The sequence below is a fragment of the Streptomyces sp. NPDC051364 genome (assembly GCF_040682115.1).
Taxonomy (GTDB): domain Bacteria; phylum Actinomycetota; class Actinomycetes; order Streptomycetales; family Streptomycetaceae; genus Streptomyces.
In genome coordinates this window covers 263426-283875 of record NZ_JBFBAH010000002.1, presented here as the reverse complement: position 1 = coordinate 283875, position 20450 = coordinate 263426, and the positions used below count along the sequence as shown (strand labels likewise).

The 20450-nt window shown below is 71.8% G+C and carries 16 protein-coding genes, 1 tRNA gene and 1 pseudogene; 12 read left to right on the top strand and 6 right to left on the bottom strand.

Annotation, left to right across the window (positions count from 1 at the left end; translation table 11 throughout):
- Positions 1-108 precede the first annotated feature (108 nt).
- Positions 109-1167: a bile acid:sodium symporter family protein gene (locus AB0M76_RS05180; protein ID WP_365951596.1), complete on the top strand. Its 1059-nt coding sequence runs from the start codon at positions 109-111 to the stop codon at positions 1165-1167.
- Between the two features lie 57 nt (positions 1168-1224).
- The gene (locus AB0M76_RS05175) at positions 1225-1656 is read left to right on the top strand and encodes a (2Fe-2S) ferredoxin domain-containing protein (RefSeq protein ID WP_365951595.1); all 432 of its coding nucleotides are present in this window, start codon (positions 1225-1227) and stop codon (positions 1654-1656) included.
- A gap of 83 nt (positions 1657-1739) precedes the next feature.
- Here AB0M76_RS05175 and fdhD read toward each other — a convergent pair whose 3' ends face one another.
- The gene (gene fdhD, locus AB0M76_RS05170) at positions 1740-2576 is read right to left on the bottom strand and encodes a formate dehydrogenase accessory sulfurtransferase FdhD (protein WP_365951594.1); all 837 of its coding nucleotides are present in this window, start codon (positions 2574-2576) and stop codon (positions 1740-1742) included.
- A gap of 218 nt (positions 2577-2794) precedes the next feature.
- Between fdhD and AB0M76_RS05165 the strand changes: the two genes are divergently transcribed.
- A complete protein-coding gene (locus AB0M76_RS05165) occupies positions 2795-3736 on the top strand; it encodes a beta-ketoacyl-ACP synthase III (RefSeq protein WP_266661995.1) in 942 nt (313 codons plus the stop codon).
- On the opposite strand, the gene AB0M76_RS05160 is transcribed toward AB0M76_RS05165, so the two are convergent.
- The gene (locus tag AB0M76_RS05160; protein WP_365951593.1) at positions 3720-4880 is read right to left on the bottom strand and encodes a low temperature requirement protein A; all 1161 of its coding nucleotides are present in this window, start codon (positions 4878-4880) and stop codon (positions 3720-3722) included. The two genes, AB0M76_RS05165 and AB0M76_RS05160, sit on opposite strands and share 17 nt — an antisense overlap.
- Positions 4881-5048: 168 nt before the next feature.
- Between AB0M76_RS05160 and AB0M76_RS05155 the strand changes: the two genes are divergently transcribed.
- Both AB0M76_RS05155 and AB0M76_RS05150 read left to right on the top strand, forming a co-directional pair.
- On the top strand, positions 5049-5510 hold the full coding sequence (locus AB0M76_RS05155; protein ID WP_365951592.1) for a hypothetical protein: 462 nt from the start codon (positions 5049-5051) through the stop codon (positions 5508-5510).
- Between the two features lie 145 nt (positions 5511-5655).
- Positions 5656-5743: transfer RNA gene (locus AB0M76_RS05150), tRNA-Leu, on the top strand.
- Between the two features lie 218 nt (positions 5744-5961).
- Here AB0M76_RS05150 and AB0M76_RS05145 read toward each other — a convergent pair.
- From AB0M76_RS05145 to AB0M76_RS05130, 4 genes are read right to left on the bottom strand one after another with little or no spacing between them, the layout of a single operon-like run.
- Positions 5962-6816 (bottom strand): hypothetical protein, encoded by an 855-nt coding sequence (locus tag AB0M76_RS05145; RefSeq protein ID WP_365951591.1) that lies wholly within the window; start codon positions 6814-6816, stop codon positions 5962-5964.
- Positions 6797-7702, bottom strand: a complete 906-nt coding sequence (locus tag AB0M76_RS05140; protein ID WP_365951590.1) for an aldo/keto reductase — start codon at positions 7700-7702, stop codon at positions 6797-6799. Before AB0M76_RS05140 ends, AB0M76_RS05145 begins: the two co-directional genes overlap by 20 nt.
- On the bottom strand, positions 7699-8886 hold the full coding sequence (locus tag AB0M76_RS05135; protein ID WP_365951589.1) for a cupin domain-containing protein: 1188 nt from the start codon (positions 8884-8886) through the stop codon (positions 7699-7701). Before AB0M76_RS05135 ends, AB0M76_RS05140 begins: the two co-directional genes overlap by 4 nt.
- A gap of 14 nt (positions 8887-8900) precedes the next feature.
- Positions 8901-9038, bottom strand: a complete 138-nt coding sequence (locus AB0M76_RS05130; RefSeq protein WP_165289379.1) for a hypothetical protein — start codon at positions 9036-9038, stop codon at positions 8901-8903.
- A 624-nt stretch (positions 9039-9662) separates the two neighbouring features.
- Between AB0M76_RS05130 and AB0M76_RS05125 the strand changes: the two are divergent.
- From AB0M76_RS05125 to AB0M76_RS05095, 7 genes and pseudogenes are all read left to right on the top strand, one after another.
- Positions 9663-10920 (top strand): annotated as a pseudogene (locus AB0M76_RS05125) (helix-turn-helix domain-containing protein).
- A 14-nt stretch (positions 10921-10934) separates the two neighbouring features.
- Positions 10935-11294 carry a hypothetical protein gene (locus AB0M76_RS05120; protein WP_365951588.1) on the top strand — a complete coding sequence of 120 codons (360 nt, stop codon included), beginning with the start codon at positions 10935-10937 and terminating at the stop codon, positions 11292-11294.
- A gap of 411 nt (positions 11295-11705) precedes the next feature.
- Entirely contained in the window at positions 11706-13286 is a 1581-nt protein-coding gene (locus AB0M76_RS05115; RefSeq protein ID WP_365951916.1) for a serine/threonine-protein kinase, read from the top strand.
- A gap of 216 nt (positions 13287-13502) precedes the next feature.
- Entirely contained in the window at positions 13503-15326 is a 1824-nt protein-coding gene (locus tag AB0M76_RS05110; protein WP_365951915.1) for a long-chain fatty acid--CoA ligase, read from the top strand.
- A 113-nt stretch (positions 15327-15439) separates the two neighbouring features.
- Positions 15440-16708, top strand: a complete 1269-nt coding sequence (locus AB0M76_RS05105) for an ABC transporter substrate-binding protein (protein ID WP_365951587.1) — start codon at positions 15440-15442, stop codon at positions 16706-16708.
- A 10-nt stretch (positions 16709-16718) separates the two neighbouring features.
- On the top strand, positions 16719-19625 hold the full coding sequence (locus tag AB0M76_RS05100) for an ATP-binding cassette domain-containing protein (RefSeq protein ID WP_365951586.1): 2907 nt from the start codon (positions 16719-16721) through the stop codon (positions 19623-19625).
- Positions 19622-20395, top strand: a complete 774-nt coding sequence (locus AB0M76_RS05095) for an ABC transporter ATP-binding protein (protein ID WP_266997936.1) — start codon at positions 19622-19624, stop codon at positions 20393-20395. The genes AB0M76_RS05100 and AB0M76_RS05095 overlap by 4 nt, the downstream gene beginning before the upstream one ends.
- The last annotated feature ends 55 nt before the right edge of the window (positions 20396-20450 follow it).

Genomic DNA, 20450 nt, shown 5'->3' with positions numbered 1-20450 from the left:
TAAGTGCGGTGTGCAGGTTTCCCGATCACCGGCCGAGCGCCACGATGGGGAGGCACCCGGGGCACGCTCCCGCCCCGCCACCACCACGACAGCAAGAGAGCCCCGTACATGCGCCGCCCGCAGATACCTTCCCGGCTGCCCCTGGACCCGTACGTCCTGGCCCTCCTCGGCACCGTCGGCCTCGCCGCGCTGCTGCCCGCCCGCGGGCCGGCCGGCTCCGTCGCCGAGGGCGCCGCCACCGGTGCCGTGGCCCTGCTCTTCTTCCTCTACGGTGCCCGGCTGTCCACCCGCGAGGCCCTCGACGGCCTGCGCCACTGGCGGCTCCACCTGACCGTGCTGGCCTGCACCTTCGTCCTCTTCCCGCTGCTCGGCCTGGCCGCCCGCGGGCTGGTCCCCACCCTCCTCACGCCCCCGCTCTACAGCGGACTGCTCTTCCTGTGCCTGGTCCCCTCGACCATCCAGTCCTCGATCGCGTTCACCTCGATCGCCCGCGGCAACGTCCCCGCGGCGATCTGCGCGGGCTCGTTCTCCAGCCTCGCCGGCATCTTCCTCACACCGCTCCTCGCCGCCGGCCTGCTCGGCAACAGCGCGGGCGGATTCTCCCTCGACTCCCTCGTCAAGATCGTCCTTCAGCTCCTGCTGCCCTTCCTGCTGGGCCAGGTGCTGCGCCCGTGGGCCGGCGGTTTCCTGGTCCGGAACAAGACGGTTCTCGGCTTCGTCGACCGCGGCTCGATCCTGCTCGTCGTCTACGCCGCCTTCAGCGCGGGCATGGCCGCCGGGATCTGGCACCAGGTCAGCGTCCCGCGCCTGGCCGCACTGCTGGCGGTGGAGGCCGTACTGCTCGCCGTCATGCTCCTGGTCAGCTGGGACGGGGCGAAGCGGCTCGGGTTCGGCCGGGCGGACCGGATCGCCATCCAGTTCGCCGGGTCGAAGAAGAGCCTCGCGGCCGGACTGCCCATGGCCAGCGTGCTGTTCGGGGCCCAGGCGAGCCTCGCGGTGCTGCCGCTGATGCTGTTCCACCAGATGCAGCTGATGGTGTGTGCGGTGCTGGCGCGCCGCCGCGCCCGGGACGCCGGGGCCGCAGCGGACGGTGAACTGTCCGCCGGACATGTGGTGGAGGTCTCCCCCGGTGCATCTCTTTCGGATCACGCCGCGGGTCAGGTGTGATCCGAAAAGGACGACCTGCCCCAACACCCTGCGCGGCAGGCCCGGTAACGTGCGGCGGTGACCTGGATTCGCCCGCTCGCCGCCCACGCCGAACGCCCCTGCACCCTCGTGGTCTGCCGCGGCTGCTGCTGCGGGGACCCCCGCAAGAACCCCGGCTCCGACCACGCCGGCCAGCTGGCCCGGCTGCGTGAGGCCGCCGCCGCGTCGGGGGGCCGGCTGGCCGTCCGTACGAGCGACTGCCTCGGGCCGTGCGCGCAGGCCAATGTCATCGTGGTCCAGCCCACCACCGAGGCCCGCCGCCGGGGCGCCCGCGCGGCCTGGTTCGGCTGGGCCCTGGACGACACCGCGACCGACGAGGTCATCGCGTGGGCGGAATCCGGCGGCCCTGGCGTCACCCCCGTCCCGGCGACATTGGACCTCCACCGCATCGACCCGCCCGAGCCCAAGCCCAGGCCGGAAGCGAAGCGCCGCACCCGCCGGGGCCGCTGACCGGAAGACCGGAGGACCGGAAGACCGGAAGACCGGAGGACCACAGGCAGGAGGACCGGACCGCGGGAGCGCCCGGGGAACCGCTACAGGGTGATCCGTTCCTCGCCCGCGTAGATGTTCATGTTCTGCCCGCGCAGGAAGCCGACCAGGGTCAGGCCCGACTCCAGGGCCAGGTCCACGGCCAGCGAGGACGGCGCCGAGACGGCGGCCAGGATCGGGATGCCCGCCATCACCGCCTTCTGCGCGAGCTCGAAGGAGGCCCGGCCGGACACCAGCAGTACCGCGCCCGCCAGCGGGAGGAGGCCGGCCTGGAACGCCCGGCCGACGATCTTGTCGACGGCGTTGTGCCGGCCGACGTCCTCCCGCAGGTCCAGCAGCTCACCCTGCGGGGAGAACAGCCCGGCCGCGTGCAGGCCGCCGGTGCGGTCGAACACCTTCTGTGCCGCGCGGAGCCGGTCCGGCAGCTCACCCAGGAGCTCCGCGGGAATCCGTACGGTGTCCTCGGCCGCGCTCCGCTGGAGCGGGAAGCGGGTCGCCGTGCGCACCGCGTCGAGGCTGGCCTTTCCGCACAGGCCGCAGGAGGAGGTGGTGTAGACGTTCCGTTCGAGCGTGATGTCCGGCAGCGGTACCCCGGGCGCGAGCTGCACGTTGACGACGTTGTAGGTGTTCGAGCCGTCCTCCGTCGCCCCCTCGCAGTAAGTCACAGCCTGTACGTCCGATGCGGAGGCGAGCACGCCCTCGCTCACCAGGAAGCCCACCGCCAGCGCGAAATCGTCGCCGGGGGTGCGCATCGTGATGGCGAGCGGTTTGCCGCTCAGCCGTATCTCCAGCGGCTCCTCGGCGACCAGCGTGTCCGGGCGGACTCCGGTCACCCCGTTCCGCACCCGGACGACACGACGGCGCTCGGTGACCCGTCCCATGGTGATCAGCCCGCCCGTTCTGTTCTCGTCGTGCACCTCGTCGTGCAGCTGACGGGCCCATTCTCCCGGATCGCCGTTCCAGGGTGCTCCCGGCAGGAAGATCCTCCGGAATCTCCAAATTCAGGGCAGGTAATCCTGTTGGGTCACGTGCACCTGTACCCACCAGTAGCAGGTCAAGCTGGGTGATCCTGACTTCCGTACGAGGGGGGACCCCGCCCATGACCGGTTCACGCGTGGTGGCGCTAGGGCACTACCAGCCCGCGAAAGTGATCACCAACGAGGACCTCGCGGCGATGGTCGACACCAACGACGAGTGGATCCGCTCCCGGGTCGGCATCAAGACCCGGCACATGGCGGGCCCCGACGAACCGGTGGACGAGCTGGCCTTCCAGGCCGCGGGCAAGGCGCTCGCCGGCGCCGGCCTGTCCCCCGACGACATCGACCTCGTCCTGGTGGCCACCTCCACCGCGATCGACCGTTCGCCCAACATGGCCGCCCGCGTCGCCGCCAAGCTGGGCATGGGCGGCAGCCCGGCCGTCATGGACCTCAACGTCGTCTGCTCGGGCTTCACCCACGCCCTGGCCACCGCCGACCACGCGATCCGGGCCGGCTCCGCCACCCGCGCCCTGGTCATCGGCGCCGACAAGATGACCGAGATCACCGACTGGACGGACCGCACCACCTGTGTACTGACCGGCGACGGTGCGGGCGCGGCCGTGGTCGAGGCCAGCGAGGAGCCCGGGATCGGCCCGGTCCTGTGGGGTTCGGTCCCGGAGATGGGCCACGCAGTGCGGATCGAGGGCTCCCCGCCGGTCTTCGCCCAGGAGGGCCAGTCCGTCTACCGCTGGACCACCAGCCAGCTCCCGCCGCTGGCCCGCAAGGTGTGCGAGAAGGCCGGGGTCGCCCCCGAGGAGCTGGCCGCCGTCGTCCTGCACCAGGCGAACCTGCGGATCATCGAGCCGCTCGCCGCGAGGATCGGCGCCGTCAACGCGGTCGTCGCCCGCGATGTCGTGGACTCCGGCAACACCTCGGCCGCCAGCATCCCGATGGCCCTCTCGAAGCTGGTCCAGCGCGGCGAGATCCCCACCGGCGCCCCGGTCCTCCTCTTCGGCTTCGGCGGCAACCTCTCGTACGCGGGCCAGGTCATCCGCTGCCCGTAGCGGGTGCCACGGCGGCCGGGGCCCAGCGGGCCTCGGCTCCCAGCGCGGCCAGGAGTACAAGGACGAGCGCGACCAGCTGCCAGAGCCCGGCGGTGCCCGTGCCGACCGGGACGGTAGCCAGGACGAGCACCAGCGCCGCCGCCCGGAAGCGGGCCGGGCCGATCCCGAGCACGGCCCGGAAGGCCAGGTCCCCGGCCAGGTAGAGGGCGATCCCGCCCGCGAGGACGAGCGCCGGGCCCGTGTCCAGGTGCCCGCCCAGATGCCCGATGGTCTTCTTGACGCCGGCCGCGAAGGCGGCGATGCCGAGCAGCATGGGCAGGAAGGCGTAGTAGTACGCGCGCATCGCCAGCTTGAAACGCTTCTCCGGCGGGGCCTCGGCGAAGACCTGCTCGGCCCGGCCCTCGTCGCGTACGAAGTACATCCACCACAGCGCGGACGCGAGGGCGAGCGCCAGGAGAGCCCCTGCGACGATCCCCACGGACAGCGGCAGCGTGCCGACCCCGATGCCGATGGCGATCACGGACTCGCCGAAGACAATGATCAGCAGCAGCCCGTGCCGCTCCACGAGGTGCGCGGAGCTCATGCCGCCGAGCTGGTAGCCGAGCGTCGTCACCCCGGTCGCGTCCCCGGCGGAGCCGACCGGCTCCGCCCCGCTCGCCGCGGCCCGCTGCACCAGCTGGGGCACGACGAACTGGATCAGCAGGGCGAGCATCCACAGCGCCCCGGCGGGCGGTCCGTCGAGGAACCCGGCGGCCAGCACCGACAGCGCGCACAGCACGTTGGGCAGCGCGAACCAGATCACGCCGAACCCGTGTGCCTGCGTGAAGAGGGCGCTGTGCACGAGGACGACGCACAGGTACCCGGCCCCGAAGGCGACCCCGCCGGCCCCGAAGGCCGTCGGCACCGCCAGCGCGCACACCAGGAACGCCCCCATGGCCAGCATCAGCAGCACCCTGCGCACGGTCCGGTCGGGCGGCACCTGGTTGGTCAGGTGCGCGTAGCCGCCGTACATCCAGAACAGCACGGTGAAGATCACCAGCACCTGGCCCGCGCCCCGGAAGCTGATGTCGTCCGCCAGGAGCACGGTCAGCTGGGTGATGGTGAAGACGAAGACGAGGTCGAAGAAGAGCTCCAACGTGCTCACGCGGGCTTGCGTTTCCATGCGCGACTCATACCAGCAACGGGTGACTCCTCGGGGGCGTGCGACCTGAGATGTACGCGGATCCCGCCCGGTGGAGGGACGCGCCGGCCCCACGCGGGGCCGGAGGATGAAGGCACGCAGCCATCCGCCGCCGAGGGAAGCGAACGCCGCATGATCCGCAGGTCCGTCATCCTGACCACCGCCGCCGTCGTCTCGGCCGTGGGGCTCGCGACCGTGGTCGCGCTCCCGGCCGCGGCCGACTGGTACGGGAACCGCCACCAGGAGGCGGGCACGTACGCGACGGGCGCCGAGGCGAAGACGGCGCGGGCCTCGGTCCCGCGCTGGCTGGCGGACGACGCGACGTCGGTGGAGTACGCGATGAAGACGACGGGCGGCGACCGCCTGCTGAAGGCGACCCTGCCGGACGACCGGCTCCCGACCGCGTGCACGACGGAGCCGCGGCCGCACGCGCAGGAGGTCCCGCTCGCGGAGGACTGGTTCCCGAAGGACGCCCGGGGGAAGGCCACCGCGCGCTGCGGCCTGTACTACGCCTACATGGACGGCACCACCCTCTACGCGTGGCAGCACAACGACGACTGGCTGAGGGCCGAGCGCACCGCGGCGGCCCGCTGACCCGCGAGACGCGGAGTCTCGCCGCCCCCTCGGGGACATGCCTGCAGGTCAGCGAGCGGCCCGGGCCCGAATACCTGGTCGGAACCACCCCGATCCTTTGCTATTGTTGTCCTTGTCGCCGCGGGAAACCGGGGCCGACCACCTGGTCCGGGTGGCGGAATGGCAGACGCGCTAGCTTGAGGTGCTAGTGCCCTTTATCGGGCGTGGGGGTTCAAGTCCCCCCTCGGACACCAGCTGAGACCCCACTTCATGTGGGGTTTTTTGCTTTCCAGGCAGTGGCGTGGCCAACAGCCCAGCGAATCCCCATCTCTCCGTCCTTACGTGAGTGGCCGTACCGGGCCATCGTGTAGCCGGCCGCCGCCACCTTGGAGAAAGCGCCCGAGACGGGCGCACATGGACACAGGCAGGCCCCCGGCATCGCGTCGGGGGCCGCTGTCATTCCACGGGCCTGTCAGGCGCTGACCTCCGAGTGCACCGGGACCGGTGGCCGAACGCCCGTGAGTGACTCCGCGCGAGCGAGTAGGCGCGGGGCCAGGTCCGGGTACCAGCCGCGGGCTACGGCTTGCAGCATCTCCGCCAGGGCCGCGAGTTCTCCGACTCGGCCGGCAGGGGTGTCCAGGACCGCAGCGAACTCCAGCCGGATGCGCTCCGCCACGTCGGGAACGAGCAGGCTGTTGGCATGGAGGAGGCCAGCGTCGTAGCCGTAGGGCACCAGGCCCCACCGCTCCCAGTCCAGCAGGGTCAGGGGCACGGTCGTGAGGTTGCCCCAATGCAGGTCACCGTGACCGGTCACCCGCTCCACCTTGGCAGGGGCCGGGATGCCGAGGAACTGGGGGAAGGCACGCTCGATCCACCCGTCCCGGACAGTGGCCTTCACCCCCTCCGCCTCAGCGAGCAGGGCCAGGGCTCGGCGCAGGTCGGCCCACCACTCGTCAGGCAAGTGGGGGTCATGGTGCAGGTCGGCCCGCTCCGGGGACACGACGGGATGCGTCACGTAGTCGAGGACTTCGGCCTCGAAGGCCCACTCGCCGTCAGTCCAGTCGTACACCTCGTACAGGCGCGGTCGCGGGACAGCGTCAGGCACCAGCAAGGAGGCCCCCACGATGCCCTCCCCCTGCTTCCTGCCCGCGTTCCTCGCGGCGGTCCGGCTTACCCGGAGCCACCGGTCCCTGGCTTGCCGACCGAGGGTGACACCCTGGAAGCCCCACGCCAGCGGGCCCGTGCACGTGAGGCCCAGAGCCTTGGCCGCCCGGTCGTGAGCGGCCTCCATCAGGGTCTGTACGTCCTCACTCGGCGGCGAGTTCATCGGTCACCCTCCTCAGTTCCTCGGCCGTCAGGGGCGCAGCCAGAGCCTTCGCCGCATCGTCCCAGTGTTCGCGGGTGCTCGCGGAAGTCAGCACGACATCGAGGCTGGGGCATGATCCGGCAGCCAGCAGGGCAGCGGCTGCGGCCGACAGGCCGGGGCGGATGAAGTTCACCAGTTCAGGCGTCATGGCCTCCAGCAGTTCGCCGCCGTGCAGAGGAGCGGAGCCGAACGTGATCAGCCCCGCGTCCTTCGCCTGCACCAGCGGTCCACCGCCGTTGAGTGCCTGCCTGATCAGGTCATCCATGATCAGACTGACGGGCATCTGCAACCCCGTGAAGTGGTGCTCGGCAGAGCCCGCCGCCTGTCGGGCGAGCGCGAGCAACTCGGGAACCGTGAACGCTTCAGAGGCCAGGCCCGTCCAGGTGGCGACGCCGTACCCGCCGATCCTGCCCTCTTGGGTGAACTCTTCCAGCGCCGTGAAGGCTTCCCGCACACGGCAGTGCAGAGCGGCGCGGTCAAGGCCGTGCCCGTGGTGCTCGGGGTTGTGCACGAACACCAGGTCCGCGCGGCCGAGTGTGGCCAACGAACGCTCCATCTGCCAGCGAACGAAGCCCGGTTCAAGGCTGTGTCGACTGGCCATCTCTTCCCGGGTGAGCACGCCCTCAGCCAGGGCGGTGCGGCCTTGCTCCTCCGTGAAGAACCCCGTCTTCGTAGCTACCCGCACGCTCGGGTACTCCCCGAGAACCGGGCGCAGCTCCTCATGCGCCCGACCGTGGGCGTAGTTGGGTGCCGTGTCCACCCAGGGGCTACCGGCAGCCAGGGCGGTGCGTGCCGCCTGACTGACGGCACGCACACGGTATGTCCCCAGGGAGAGAGCGGCGGTCACAGCGCGGTCCCTACGACCGCGACGGCATGGCCCTCGATGAGGGCGGAGACCAGCTCGGCCACGTCCTTGATCTCCAGTCCGGCGGAGTCGGCCATCTCGCCGAGCGTGGTCGGCTGACCGGTCAGCAGTGTGCCGAGGACGGGCGCGGCCGACTCGGCGAAGTCCCAGGCAGTACCCGCCGCCGAGAACGTGACCGTGCTGTGGGCGGGGTTCGCCGTCAGGCGGCCCCGAGGGGCGGTCAGCTTGACCATGATCTCCGGACGTGCGGGCAGCCCGTCCACGTAGGGCAGCGAGGGAATCGCGTGCCCCAGGTCAGTTGCGTCGATGGACTCCGCCCACCGCTCCACCAACCGGGGATCGGCCAGTTCGTTCAGCACCTCACCACGTAGCGCGGCGATGAAGTCGGAGTGCTCGCTCAGCGAGGCGAACCGCGGGATGTCCCTGCGCAGTGCGAGGGACGACCGGAGCTGATCCACGACCCAGAGCATAAGGTCCGCGCCCGTGTGCGGGACCATGCCGAACGTCAGGTGCAGCGACTCCGTTCCCTGGTCAGCTGTGACCGCGTGCCACCAGCCGCGAGGCAGGTAGAGCACATCGCCGGGAGCGAGCACGATGTCCGCCACCGGGTCGCCCTCGGGAGTCTCCGGCGACTCCACGTCCCGGAAGGTGGGAGCCTCACGAGTGGAGCCGTACAAGCGCCACCGCTTCGAGCCGTGAACCTGCACCACCACGACATCGTGGTCGTCCCAGTGCAGGCCGAAGCCCTCACGATTGGTCCAGGACGCGTACGCGTTGGCCTGCACGGACGTGCCGAGGAACCGTTCGAGACCCTCGGCAGCCATGCCCACCGCCGGGTGGATTTTCTCGACCGCATCGAGGACCAGCGACGCCCCGTCCTTGAGCTGGGCGTGGAAGTCGGCCGGCTGGATGCGGGACCAGGTGACCGCGCGGCGGTTCGTGGTCGGGATCGCGTAGCGGTGAAGGGGGACCATCTCGCCGTCGACCGACAGGCGCAGCCGGGGCGGCTCCAGTCGCTGCGTGGCGATGATCCGGTTGAAGTCGTCCCAGGAGAACAGGCCCGCCGTGTCGGCGGTGCCGGGGAAGTGCGCGTAGGAGCGGTGGTACGTCTGGGCGAGGAACGTGTCCCCGCCCAGGCGCCCCGCCCACGAGGCGGCATCAAGCATCGTGGGCAGCCCCGTCAGTCGTTGCCGTCAGAACGCCCGCTACTGACGTCCGACTCCTGCTCGGCACGCGTCCGCGCGGCCACGATCTTCCGCTTCGCGACGAGCAGGCCACCCCCCTCGGGGGCCGCCGAACCGGTGTTCTCTTCCACCATCGGACTTACCTCTCTACTCGGGAACTCCCGCCAGGAACCTGGCGGGAAGAAGGGAGGGCAGCAGCCGGTGAGGCTGCTACCGAGTCGCAAACGTTCCGGCAAGGAACAGGGCCGTACCGCCGAGGACCGTCGCCACGTAGAGCGGACCGGCGTACCGGCCGAATCGGTGAAGCAGCCAAGGCCCTAAGCCGGACATCACGCCGTCCTCGGCTCGATGTCAGCCGGACGGAGCGACGTGGCGGACAGCGACGGGTGGCCAGTGCAGCGGTCGCACCCGCACGGCGGGTATCGGCCCGGATCGGACAAGATGACGAACGGGTCGCCCTCGCGGACGCTGGTGCTCTGCTTCCAGGTACGACCCGAATCACGGGACACACGAAGCGTCATGAGAACGCGAGGGTCAGCTCCGAGGCTCGGGGCCTGAGAGGAACCGAGACCATCACGCGCCATGCCGTTCTCCGTTGCCATGTCCGCACCCTTCCGCAGGTTTGCCCCCGTGCCCGTTTGCGACAACACCAAGGAAAGCGCGGGGAGTCCAAGTCCTCCACGGCATCAATGCGGCACTCTTGATGCACATCCGTGCACGGGAACGCCGTGGGTTCAGGTCACGGGAAGAGGGGCGTCATGGGACTGGCGGAACGGCGCAAGACCCTGGGTTACAGTCAGGAGAAATTGGCCGAGTTACTTGGCGTGGACCGCACAACGGTCGGACGCTGGGAGAGCGGCAAGATCGCACCGCAGCCGCCTCAGCGGCCGGGCTTGGCAGCCGCCCTCGAAGTGAGCCTTCAAGAGCTGGATGCCCTTCTGACACAGCCACGAGCCGTAAGCCGGACGACCGGATGCCAGCAGCCCAGTGACCACCCGAGTGCGGGAGACCCAGACGAAGTGATCCGCCGCGAATTCCTCCGCATCCTCACCGTCAGCGGGGCGCTGACCGCCCTCCCGCTGGACGAGGCGGAAGCCCTCTCCGACGGGGTCCTCAGGGGCGCACCCGGCGACTTCGCGCGGATGAACGGCCACCTCTGGCAGGTCTACCAACTGGCCCGGTCCAAGGGGGTCCGTCTACCCCGTCGTCCGCGACCAACTGACCACCCTGAACGAAGCCCTCGCGGCCGACACCCGAGGCAACTCCCACCCGCTCCTCAGCGCGGCAGCCGACCTCTTCCAACTGGCGGGAGAAGTCGCCTTCGACGCGAACCGGTACACCGAAGCGGCTGCCTCCTACGCCCTCGCGGCATCCGTCAGCAGGGACGCCGGAGCCTACGACCTGTGGGCGTGCGCACTCGTCCGGCACGCCTACGTGGACATGTCGGAGGAGCGCTACCGGCAGGCGGCCCAGGTCCTGGGAGCCGCTGAGCGGCTGGCCGGGCGAGGTGACAGTAGCCTCGCCACGCGGCACTGGGTCGCCTCCGTCCAGGCAGAGGCGTACGCCGGCCTGGGCGACCTCCCCGCATGCGAGCGCGCCTTGGACCAGGCGGAGCAGGTCATGGGCCTGAGCGCGGGCAGCACCAACGGCGGGTGGTTGCGATTCGACGGGACGCGGCTGGCCGAGGAACGGGGAGCCCGCTACGTCCAGCTCGGACGGCTCGACCTGGCGGAGGAAGCGTTGCGGCGGGCACTGGAGCAGACCGCCCTTGCATCCGGGCAGTCCTACCGGCGGCGCGGCGCCGTCCTGACCGATCTCGCCGCCATCGGCGCCAAGCGGCGCGACCCCGAACACGTCGTCGCGTACGGCCGGGAAGCCCTCCTCCTGGCCCAAGCCTCATCCTCCGGATACGTCGCCCGTAGACTCCAGCCCCTGTGCGACGAGTTCGGCCCCCTGAGCAGGGACCACCGCGTAGCGGAGCTGGGGGCGGAGATCGCCGCGCTCAGCACGCCATGACGAGAGGGGTTGGCATGTCGCAGACCGAAGGTGCACGAGTGTTCCGGGAAGCCTGGATCGCGGGAGTGCACCAGCACTTCCCCGGGGAGCCGAAGGCAGGGTACGTGACGCCTTGGGACGACACCCCGCAGTGGGAGCGCGAGGCCGCAGGCTCGGTCCACGACCAGGTCCGGCAGTTCATCGAGATCAGCGGCGGGCACGCATCGAGGCTGTCCCGCGAGCAGAAGAGCCGGTTCGTCGCGACATGCTGGACCGCCCAGATGTTCAAGCACTTCGAGGACCCCAAGCCGGGCTACGTGGCCGACTGGCCCGACCTGCCGAAGTGGCAGCAGGAGACCGACGCCGACATCTTCGAGGCCATCGAGAAAGTCTGATCGAGCGGGCAAGATCGCCCGTCCTGGCCAGGTTGGGCACGTGACCAACGGGTGACCAACAGCGTCCTGAGACGGCCTGAAACAGCAGGAATTACAGGAAGAGCAGGACTGTCGAACTCCTGTCACGACGGGCATTCACACAAGTCAGAAAGCCTACAGGCTGGCGCCCGAGTGGAGAGTTCAAGTCCCCCCTCGGACACAGAACAAAAACCCCACTTCGGTGGGGTTTTTTGCGCTGGGGGTGCGGTGGCCTTGCGTTGTCCGGCTCGGGCGGCGGGGGTGGATCCGGTTGTGCGGCATCATGGGGCGCCACGGGGTCGGAGGGGAAGCAACGTGTCGCACGACGGGCCGGACAGCAGCATCGTGATCGCCGGGCGGTACCGCCTGGAGAAGCGGTTGGGCAGAGGCGGCATGGGGACCGTCTGGCGGGCCTCCGACGAGCTCCTCGGGCGCCCCGTCGCCGTCAAGGAGCTCCATGTCGACGGGGGTGCGGACGCCAAGGCCGCGCTGCGGGAGGCCCGGACCGTCGCTCAGGTCAGGCATCCGCACGTCGTCGTCGTGCACGACGTCGTGGAGCACGACGGGCGCCCCCACATCGTCATGGAGCTCGTCGACGGCGGCTCGCTGGCCGACCGGCTCGGGGCCGAAGGGCCGCTCACCCCTGCCGAGACCGCGCGGACCGGGCTGGCCCTGCTCGGCGCCCTGACCGCGGCGCACGCGCGCGGGGTGCTCCACCGGGACGTCAAGCCGGCCAACGTCCTCATGGAGGCCGGGACTGGGCGGGTGGTGCTCACCGACTTCGGCATCGCGCGGCTCGCCGGGTCCACCACCATCAGCGAGACCGGCGCGTTCGTCGGCTCGCCCGAGTACACCTCGCCCGAGCGCATGCAGGGGGCCGCCGCGGGACCCGAATCCGACCTGTGGTCGCTCGGCGTCCTGCTGTGCGCGGCGCTGACCGGCGAGTCCCCCTTCCACCGCGATTCGCTCGGCGGGGTCCTGCATGCCGTCGTGTACGAGGAGATCCGGCCGCCGGCGCAGGCGGGGCCGCTGGTTCCGGTCATCCGCGGCCTGCTGGAACGCCTCCCGGAGCGGCGGATGGGGGCGGCGGAGGCCGAGCGGCTGCTGTCGGCGTACGTGAGCACCGGCAAGGTCCCCGTCGTCGCCGACCGGGTACCGCCACCGAGTCCGGTGACCGCGCCGCCGGCCGGGACCGCATCCGGGGCGGACGCCGCGGGCGGCTACTCGCCGACCGAGCACGTCACGCAGCCGTCCGCCCCGGCCCGGCGAACCCGGCCCGCTCTGCGGGCGGGGCTGATCGCGGCGCTGTTCGCCGTCGCGGTCGCCGGCGCCGTGGCCGTCACCTCACAGCTCGGCGACCGGTCGGCGGACGGCGCACGGGAGACGACGCCCACCGCCACGGCCTCCGGATGGAGCCGGGCCTCCGCCGACGCCAAGCCCGCGCAGACCCTCTCGCCGGCGCCGGCCCCCGCCCGTACCGCGCCCCCGTCGGTGGCGGGGCCGGCGAGGCCCGCGCCCGCCGGGTACCGGTCCGTGTCCGACCCGGCGGGCTTCAGCCTCGCCGTACCCGACGGCTTCCAGCGCTCCACCGACGACGAGCGGGTCTTCTACGTGTCGCCGGACGGGGTCTTCCGTATCGGCGTCAAGGTGAAGCCGGCGGTGTCCGACGGGCCGGTCGCCGTCATGCGGCTCTCGCACGCGAGCGGCCCGGCCACCAACCCCGGCTACCGCGACGGCACGGTCGTCCCGACCACGCACAACGGACTGCCCGCCGCCCTCTGGGAGTTCACCTGGAACGGCTTCACCGCTGCCGAAGGCTCCCGGCACACCTTCGACGTCTGCTGGGACGAGAACGGGCGCATGTACGACGTGTGGGTGTCCGCGCCCGTCGGCCGGCTCGCGGAGGCGCGGAGCCACTTCGACGCGGCGCTGGACTCCTTCGTTCCGGGCGGGCCGGCAGCCGCGAACGGCTGAGCTCGCGCCCCGGCGCCCCCCTCAGACGCACGATCGGCGGGGCGCCCGGCGTTTCCGGGCCGTCGCCGCGGGGAGTGTCTCCCCGGGCGGCCCTTCCGCACCTCCGGCCGGCCCTTCCGCAGCTCCCTGGGGAGGTCTTGTGGAGGTCTTCGCACGGTGATCAACCGCGGGGAGGTGTGGGGTAGCGTCGCCGCGCTGCGCGGAGAGGAGCGGGGCATGCGCGAGATCACCGTCCCACCAGTCGTTATGGCGGCGCCCGTCGGCGGGCTCGCCGACGCCGTCTTCCGGCATGCCCAGGAGGATCCCGGCCGGGTGGTGCTCGGGCGCAAGGTCGACGGGGTCTGGCGGGACGTGACGTCCGGGGAACTCGCCGCCGAGGTGCTCGCGCTGGCGAAGGGGCTGCTGGCCCAGGGGGTCCGGTTCGGCGAGCGGGTCGCCGTCATGTCCCGGACCCGGTACGAGTGGACCCTGTTCGACTTCGCCCTGTGGGCGATCGGCGCCCAGCCCGTCCCCGTCTACCCGACCTCGTCCGTCGAGCAGGTGCACTGGATCCTGCAGGACTCCGACTGCACCGCCTGCGTCGTCGAGGACGAGGACCAGGCCATGACCGTCGGGTCCGTCATCGAGCGGCTCCCGCACCTGCGGCGGCTGTGGCAGCTCGACGCCGGGGCCGTCGAGGCGCTCGTCGCGGACGGCCACGGGGTCGCCGACGACCTGGTGCACCGGCACCGCGCCGCGGTCACGCCCGACGCCGTCGCCACCGTGATCTACACCTCGGGGACCACCGGCCGCCCCAAGGGCTGTGTGCTCACCCACGGCAATTTCATGTACGAGGCCGACACGATGGTGGCCCGCTGGGAGTCCGTCTTCCAGGCCGGGCCCGGGGAGCAGCCCTCCACGCTGCTGTTCCTGCCGCTCGCCCATGTCTTCGGGCGGATGGTGGAGGTGGCGGCCGTCCGGGCGCGGGTCAAGCTCGGTCACCAGCCGGTGCTGGCGGCGGCCGAGTTGCTGCCGGACCTCGCCGCGTTCCGGCCGACCTTCGTGCTGGGGGTCCCGTACGTCTTCGAGAAGGTCTTCGCAGCAGCCCGCCGCAAGGCGGAGGCGGAGGGGCGCACGGGCCCCTTCGACCGGGCGGTCGAGGCGGCCGTACGGTACGCGGAGGCGCGCGAGCAGAAGGCGTTCGGCATCGGGCCGGGCCCCTCGGCCACGCTGCGCATGGAACACCAGCTCTTCGAGAAGCTGGTGTACGGGAAGGTCCGCGAGGCGATGGGCGGCCGGGTGCGGCACGCCATGTCGGGCGGGTCGGCGATGTCGCGCCGCCTCGGGCTGTTCTTCGACGGGGCCGGGATCACCGTGTTCGAGGGCTACGGGCTCACCGAGTCCTGCGCGGCGGCCACCGCGAACCCGCCGGGCGCGACGAAGTACGGCACGGTGGGCCGGCCGATCCCGGGCAGTACGGTGCACATCGCCGACGACGGGGAGGTCTGGCTGCACGGCGGCCACATCTTCAGCGGGTACCTCAACGACCCCCACGCCACGCAGGAGGTGCTGCGCGGCGGCTGGCTGGCGACGGGCGACCTGGGCCGGCTGGACGAGGACGGGTACCTCACCATCACGGGGCGCAAGAAGGAGATCCTGGTGACCTCCAACGGCAAGAGCGTCTCGCCGACCGCCCTCGAGGAGCGGGTGCGTTCTCATCCGCTGGTCGCGCAGTGCGTGCTGGTGGGCAACGACCGGCCGTACGTGGCCGCCCTGCTCACGCTGGACATGGAGGGGATCGCGCACTGGCTGTCGATGCGCGGGCGCCCGCAGATGCCCGCGTCGCAGCTGGTCCACGACCCGGATCTGACCGCGGAGGTCCGGCGGGCGGTGGTGGCCGCGAACACGCTGGTCTCGCAGGCCGAGGCGATCCGCACCTTCCGGGTGCTGGCGGAGCAGTTCACGGAGGAACAGGGTCTGCTGACACCCTCGTTGAAGCTGAAGCGGCGGGCGATCGAGAAGGCGTACGCGACGGAGGTGGCGGCCCTCTACCAGCCCTGACGGCCCCCGCAGCAAGTAACTGACGATGCGTCACTTCACCTTCGTCAGCAATATTGACGATCCGTCAGGTCACCCACAGAATGCGGGGATTCCGACCGGAGGGGATCCCACACATGTTGCGACCGATCCGCACCCTGGCCGCCGCGGCGGCGGCGCTCGCGCTCGTCTCCGCCTGCAACTCCGCCTCCAGCAGCAGCTCCCCCCGCACGTCCGATGCCGGCGCGGCCGCCGACTTCCGCGGGGTGACCGACCGATCGATCAAGGTCGGCGGCATCGTCTCCATGACCAGTGCCAGCGGCTACAGCAAGAAGGACACCGACCTCGGGGCCAAGGCCCGGTACATGAGGGCCAACGCCGAGGGCGGGATCAACGGGCGCACGATCGAGTACCTGGGCGCGCAGGACGACGGCCAGGACCCCGCCAAGAACATGGCCGCCGCCCGCAAACTCGTCCAGCAGGACAAGGTCTTCGCGATCTCCCCGATGAGCTCGGTCACCTTCTCCGGTGCCGACTTCCTGGAGCAGGAGAAGGTCCCCACCTTCGGCTGGGGCACCCTGCCCTCCTTCTGCGGGCCCAAGTACATCTACGGGTTCAACGGCTGCCTGGCCCCCTCCCCCGGCGGCACCCTGAACCAGACCTGGCCCGAGGGCATCGCCCAGATCCTCGGCGGGGCCAAGGGCAAGTCGGTCGCGGTCATCGCCAACGACAGCGACGCCGGGAAGTTCGGCATCCGCACCTTCCAGCAGGGCTTCGCGAGCGCCGGGTTCAAGGTCGCGTACGCCAAGGCATCGGTACCCGCGACGGCGGTGCCGAGCGACTGGTCGGCGTACGTGAAGGAGATCCTGGAGAGCAACGACGGCAAGGCACCCGACGCCGTCGTCTCGGTCATGCAGACCCCGAACAACATCGGCCTGTTCACGGCGCTCAAGCGCAGCGGGTACAAGGGGCTGCTCTCCGACCCCACCGACTACGACCCGGGGCTCCTCGCCAAGGACGCCACGAAGCAGGCCCTCGACGGGGTGCACGTCCTGCTCCAGTTCGAGCCCTTCGAGTCGACGAGCCCGGCCATGGCCCGGTTCAAGGCGGACGTCAAGGCCGCCTCGGGGGGCCAGGAAGTGCCCCTGAACATGCACATGTTGACCGGGTACATGTCGGCGGACCTGTTCGTGTCCATTGCGCAGAAGGCGGGCAAGGACCTCACCGTCACGCACTTCCAGAACGCCGCGCAGAGCTTCTCCGACACCGGAACCCTCGTCGGCGACCGGGCCGAGCCCAAGGGGCAGAAGGACAGCTTCGGCTGCGGTGCACTGGTCCAGCTGAAGAACGGGGCGTACGAGGTGTCCGTACCGTTCAAGTGCCACGCGCCGATCCCCTTCAAGTAGGCGCGGTCCCATGGGAGATCTGCTCGTCTTCGTCCTGAGCGGTCTGGTCTCCGGAGCCCTGTACGCACTGCTCGCCACCGGGCTGGTGCTGTCGTACTCGGCGTCCGGGCTGTTCAACTTCGCGCACGGGGCCACCGCCTACCTGTGCGCGCTGATCTTCTACGAGGTGCACTCCGGGCTGGGGTGGCCGGCGGTCCCTGCGGCCCTGCTGGTGGTGTGCATACTGGCCCCCGGGCTCGGGTGGGGGCTGGACCGGCTGATGTTCCGGCGGCTCGCGCGGGTCGGCGAGACCGCGCAGATCGTGGCCACGATCGGGCTGCTGGTCGCACTGCCCGCGGCCGGACTGTGGGCCGTCGAGCTGCTGGGGGATGCGGGCGCGCCCGTGAAACCCGCGGAGAACCAGTTCGGGCTGCCGGGCGTGGGGCCGAGCCCGGCGAAGTCCTGGCAGCTCACGGAGGGCGTCGGCGTCGACTCCGACCAGCTGATCACCTGGGTGGTGACGGCGGTGGTGGCGGTGGCCCTGTGGGTGCTGATGCGGCACACACGGCTGGGACTGCAGCTGCGGGCGGCCGTCGACAACCGCTCGCTGACCGAGCTGCGCGGGATCAGTGCCGACCGGCTTTCGTCGGTGGCCTGGATGATCGCCTCCGGGCTGGCGGGGCTGGCGGGGGTGCTGGCGACGCCGCTGCTGGGGCTGTCGGCGCACGACTTCACCCTGTTCCTGTTCGTTTCGGCGACGGCGGCGGTGCTCGGGCGCTTCGCATCCGTACCGCTCGCGTTCGCGGGCGGGCTGGGTCTGGGGGTGCTGCAGAACCTGGTGGCCGGGTACGCGTCGTTCGCCGAGGGGATCACCGGGTTCCGGACGGCGGTGCCGTTCCTGATCCTGTTCGGCGGGCTGCTCGTACTGACCCGGCGGGCCCGGACGGCGGGGACCGCGGCCGTGGACGCGGCGCCCGTGGACCATCTGGCGGGGGCCTCGTGGGGACGGCGGTGGGGGGTGTGGGCGGCGCTCGGCGGGGCGCTGTGCGTGGCCTTCTACACGGTGACCACGCCGTTCTGGAGCGGGCTGCTCGCGCAGGGGCTGGCCCTCGGGCTGGTGTTCATGTCCTTCACCGTGGTGACCGGGCTCGGGGCGATGGTGTCGCTGGCGCAGGGCACGTTCGTGACGGGGGCCGCGCTGGTGGCGGGGCTGCTGATGAGCCGGGGCTGGCCGTTCGTGGCGGCGCTGGCGGTGGGGACGTGCGTGGCGGCGCTGCTCGGGGCTCTGGTCGCACTGCCGGCGCTGCGGCTGGGGGGACGGACCTTGGCGCTGGCGACGCTGGCGCTGGCGTTCCTCGCGGACCAGGTGCTGTTCCAGCTGCGGTGGCTGCGCAACGGGGACTCCGGGTGGCCGGTCCCGCGGCCCGTGTTCGGCCCGGTGGACCTGGGGGACGACCGGGCGCTGGGGGTGGCGCTGGTCGTGGTCGTCGCGGTGTGCGCGGCCGGGCTGAGCGCGCTGCGGAACTCGCCGTCGGGGCGGGCGATGCTGGCCGTGCGGTCGGCTCCGGCGGCGGCGATGGCCTCGGGGGTGTCCGTACTGCGCACGAAGCTGCTGCTGTTCACGCTGTCGGCGGGGCTGGCCGGGTTCGGGGGCGTGCTGGTGGCGTCGTACAACACCCGGATCACGGCGACGGACTTCACTGCCATGACGGGGCTGGTGTGGCTGGCGGTGGTGGTGGCCGCGGGGGTCCGGCGGCCGCTTTACGCGGTGGTGGCGGGGGTGGTCTTCGCGGTGGCCCCGCGGCTGCTGTCCGACTACGTGACGGAGTCCGCGCACCTGCCGGTGATCCTGTTCGGCCTGGCGGGGTTGGCCTTGGCCAACGATCCGGACGGGTACTGCGCAGCCGTTCCGGGGCGGTTGGCCCTGCGGGCGGCCAGGGCCGGGTCGGCCGGGCCCCCGGGGGCTGCCGGGGCCGCCGAACCCGCGCGGGCTGCCGGGGTTGCCGGGCCGGACCGGGGCCCTGCGGGGCTCTCCCCCACCCCGCCCCCTCCCGGAACCGTGGCTCCGCCCCGGACCCCGCTTCCGGGGACCAGCCCCCGGACCCCCGGGCCTCAAACGCCGGCCGGGCTGGATGGGCGGGCTGAATCAGCCTCGCCGGCGTTTGAGGCGCGGGATCTGGGGCGGAGCCCCAGGGAACGGCGAAAGGGCGGGGTGGCGGAAGACCCCGCAGGGCACGACCCGGCAGCGCCCGCCCTGGAGCTGCGCGGGGTCACCGCCGGGTACGACGGGGGGCTCGTACTGCACGGGGTCGATCTCGCCGTCCGGAAGGGGGAGATCCTCGCCGTGCTCGGGCCGAACGGGGCCGGGAAGAGCACCGCCTGCCGGGTCGCCGCCGGGTCGGTCGATGCCGTGGGCGGGAGTGTCCGCGTACACGGGCGGGACGTGACCCGCGAGCGGGCCGTGCGGCGCGCCCGGAGCGGGGTGCTGCTCGCCCCCGAAGGGCGGGGCATCTTCCCGGCGCTGACCATCGAGGAGAACCTCGCACTGTACCTCCGCGAGGCGGACGCGCGGACCGCCGTCTACGACCGGTTCCCCCGGCTCGGGGAGCGGCGGGGCGTCCCCGCAGGGGCGCTGTCCGGCGGGGAGCAGCAGATGCTGGCCCTTGCTCCGCTGCTGCAGCGCCCGCCCGAGGTGCTGGTCGCCGACGAGCCCTCGCTGGGGCTCGCTCCCCGCGTCGTGGAGGAGGTGTACGCGCTGCTCACCGAGTTGCGGGACGCCGGCACCGCGCTGCTGCTGGTCGAGGAGAAGGCCGCCGGGATCCTCGGTGTCGCCGACACCGTCGCGTACCTCTCCCAGGGCCGGGTCTCCTGGTGCGGTCCGCGCGCCGAGGTGGAGGCCGACCGGCTCACCGCGGCCTATCTGGGGATGGCGCGATGACGATGCCTTACGTACTGGAGGGCGCCGGGATCAGCGTCCGGTTCGGCGGGGTGAAGGCGCTCACCGGGGTGGACCTCGGGGTCCGCGCCGGCGAGGTGTGCGGGCTGATCGGGCCGAACGGGGCCGGGAAGACCACGCTGTTCGACGTGTTGTCCGGGATCCGGCGGCCCGACCGGGGGCGGATGCTGCTCGACGGGGCGGACATCACCCGGCGCTCCCCGGTCTGGCGGGCCCGGCACGGGATGCGCCGGACCTTTCAGCGCCAGCAGCTGTTCGGGCAGCTCAGCGTGGCCGACAACGTGCTCGTGGCGCAGGAGTGGCGGGGTGGCGGGGGCGGGATCGCCGCCGACCTGCTCGGCTCCCCGGCCCGGCGCCGCCGGGAGCGGGGGCGGCGGGAGCAGGGCGAGCGGGTGCTCGCCTCCTGCGGGATCGGCGCGCTGGGGGCGGCGTACGCGGGCGGGCTGCCGGTCGGTCAGGCCCGGATGGTCGAGCTGGCCCGCGCGGTGGCCGATCCGCCGCGGGTGCTGCTGCTGGACGAGCCCGCGTCCGGGCTGGCGGCGCCCGAGCGCGAGCAGCTCGCGGCGGTCGTGCGGCGGCTGGCCGAGGAGGAGGGGTGTGCGGTGCTGCTGGTGGAGCACAACGTGGCCTTCGTGATGGACCTGTGCACCCGGGTGGTCGTCCTGGACCTCGGCACGGTCCTCGCCGAGGGCACTCCCGCCGAGGTCCGTGCCGATCCGCTCGTCCGGGAGGCCTATCTGGGTACGTCCTGACGGTGTGTCCGATCCCTGCGGGTCCTGGCGGGAATACGTCGCAGGAGCGGCCGGT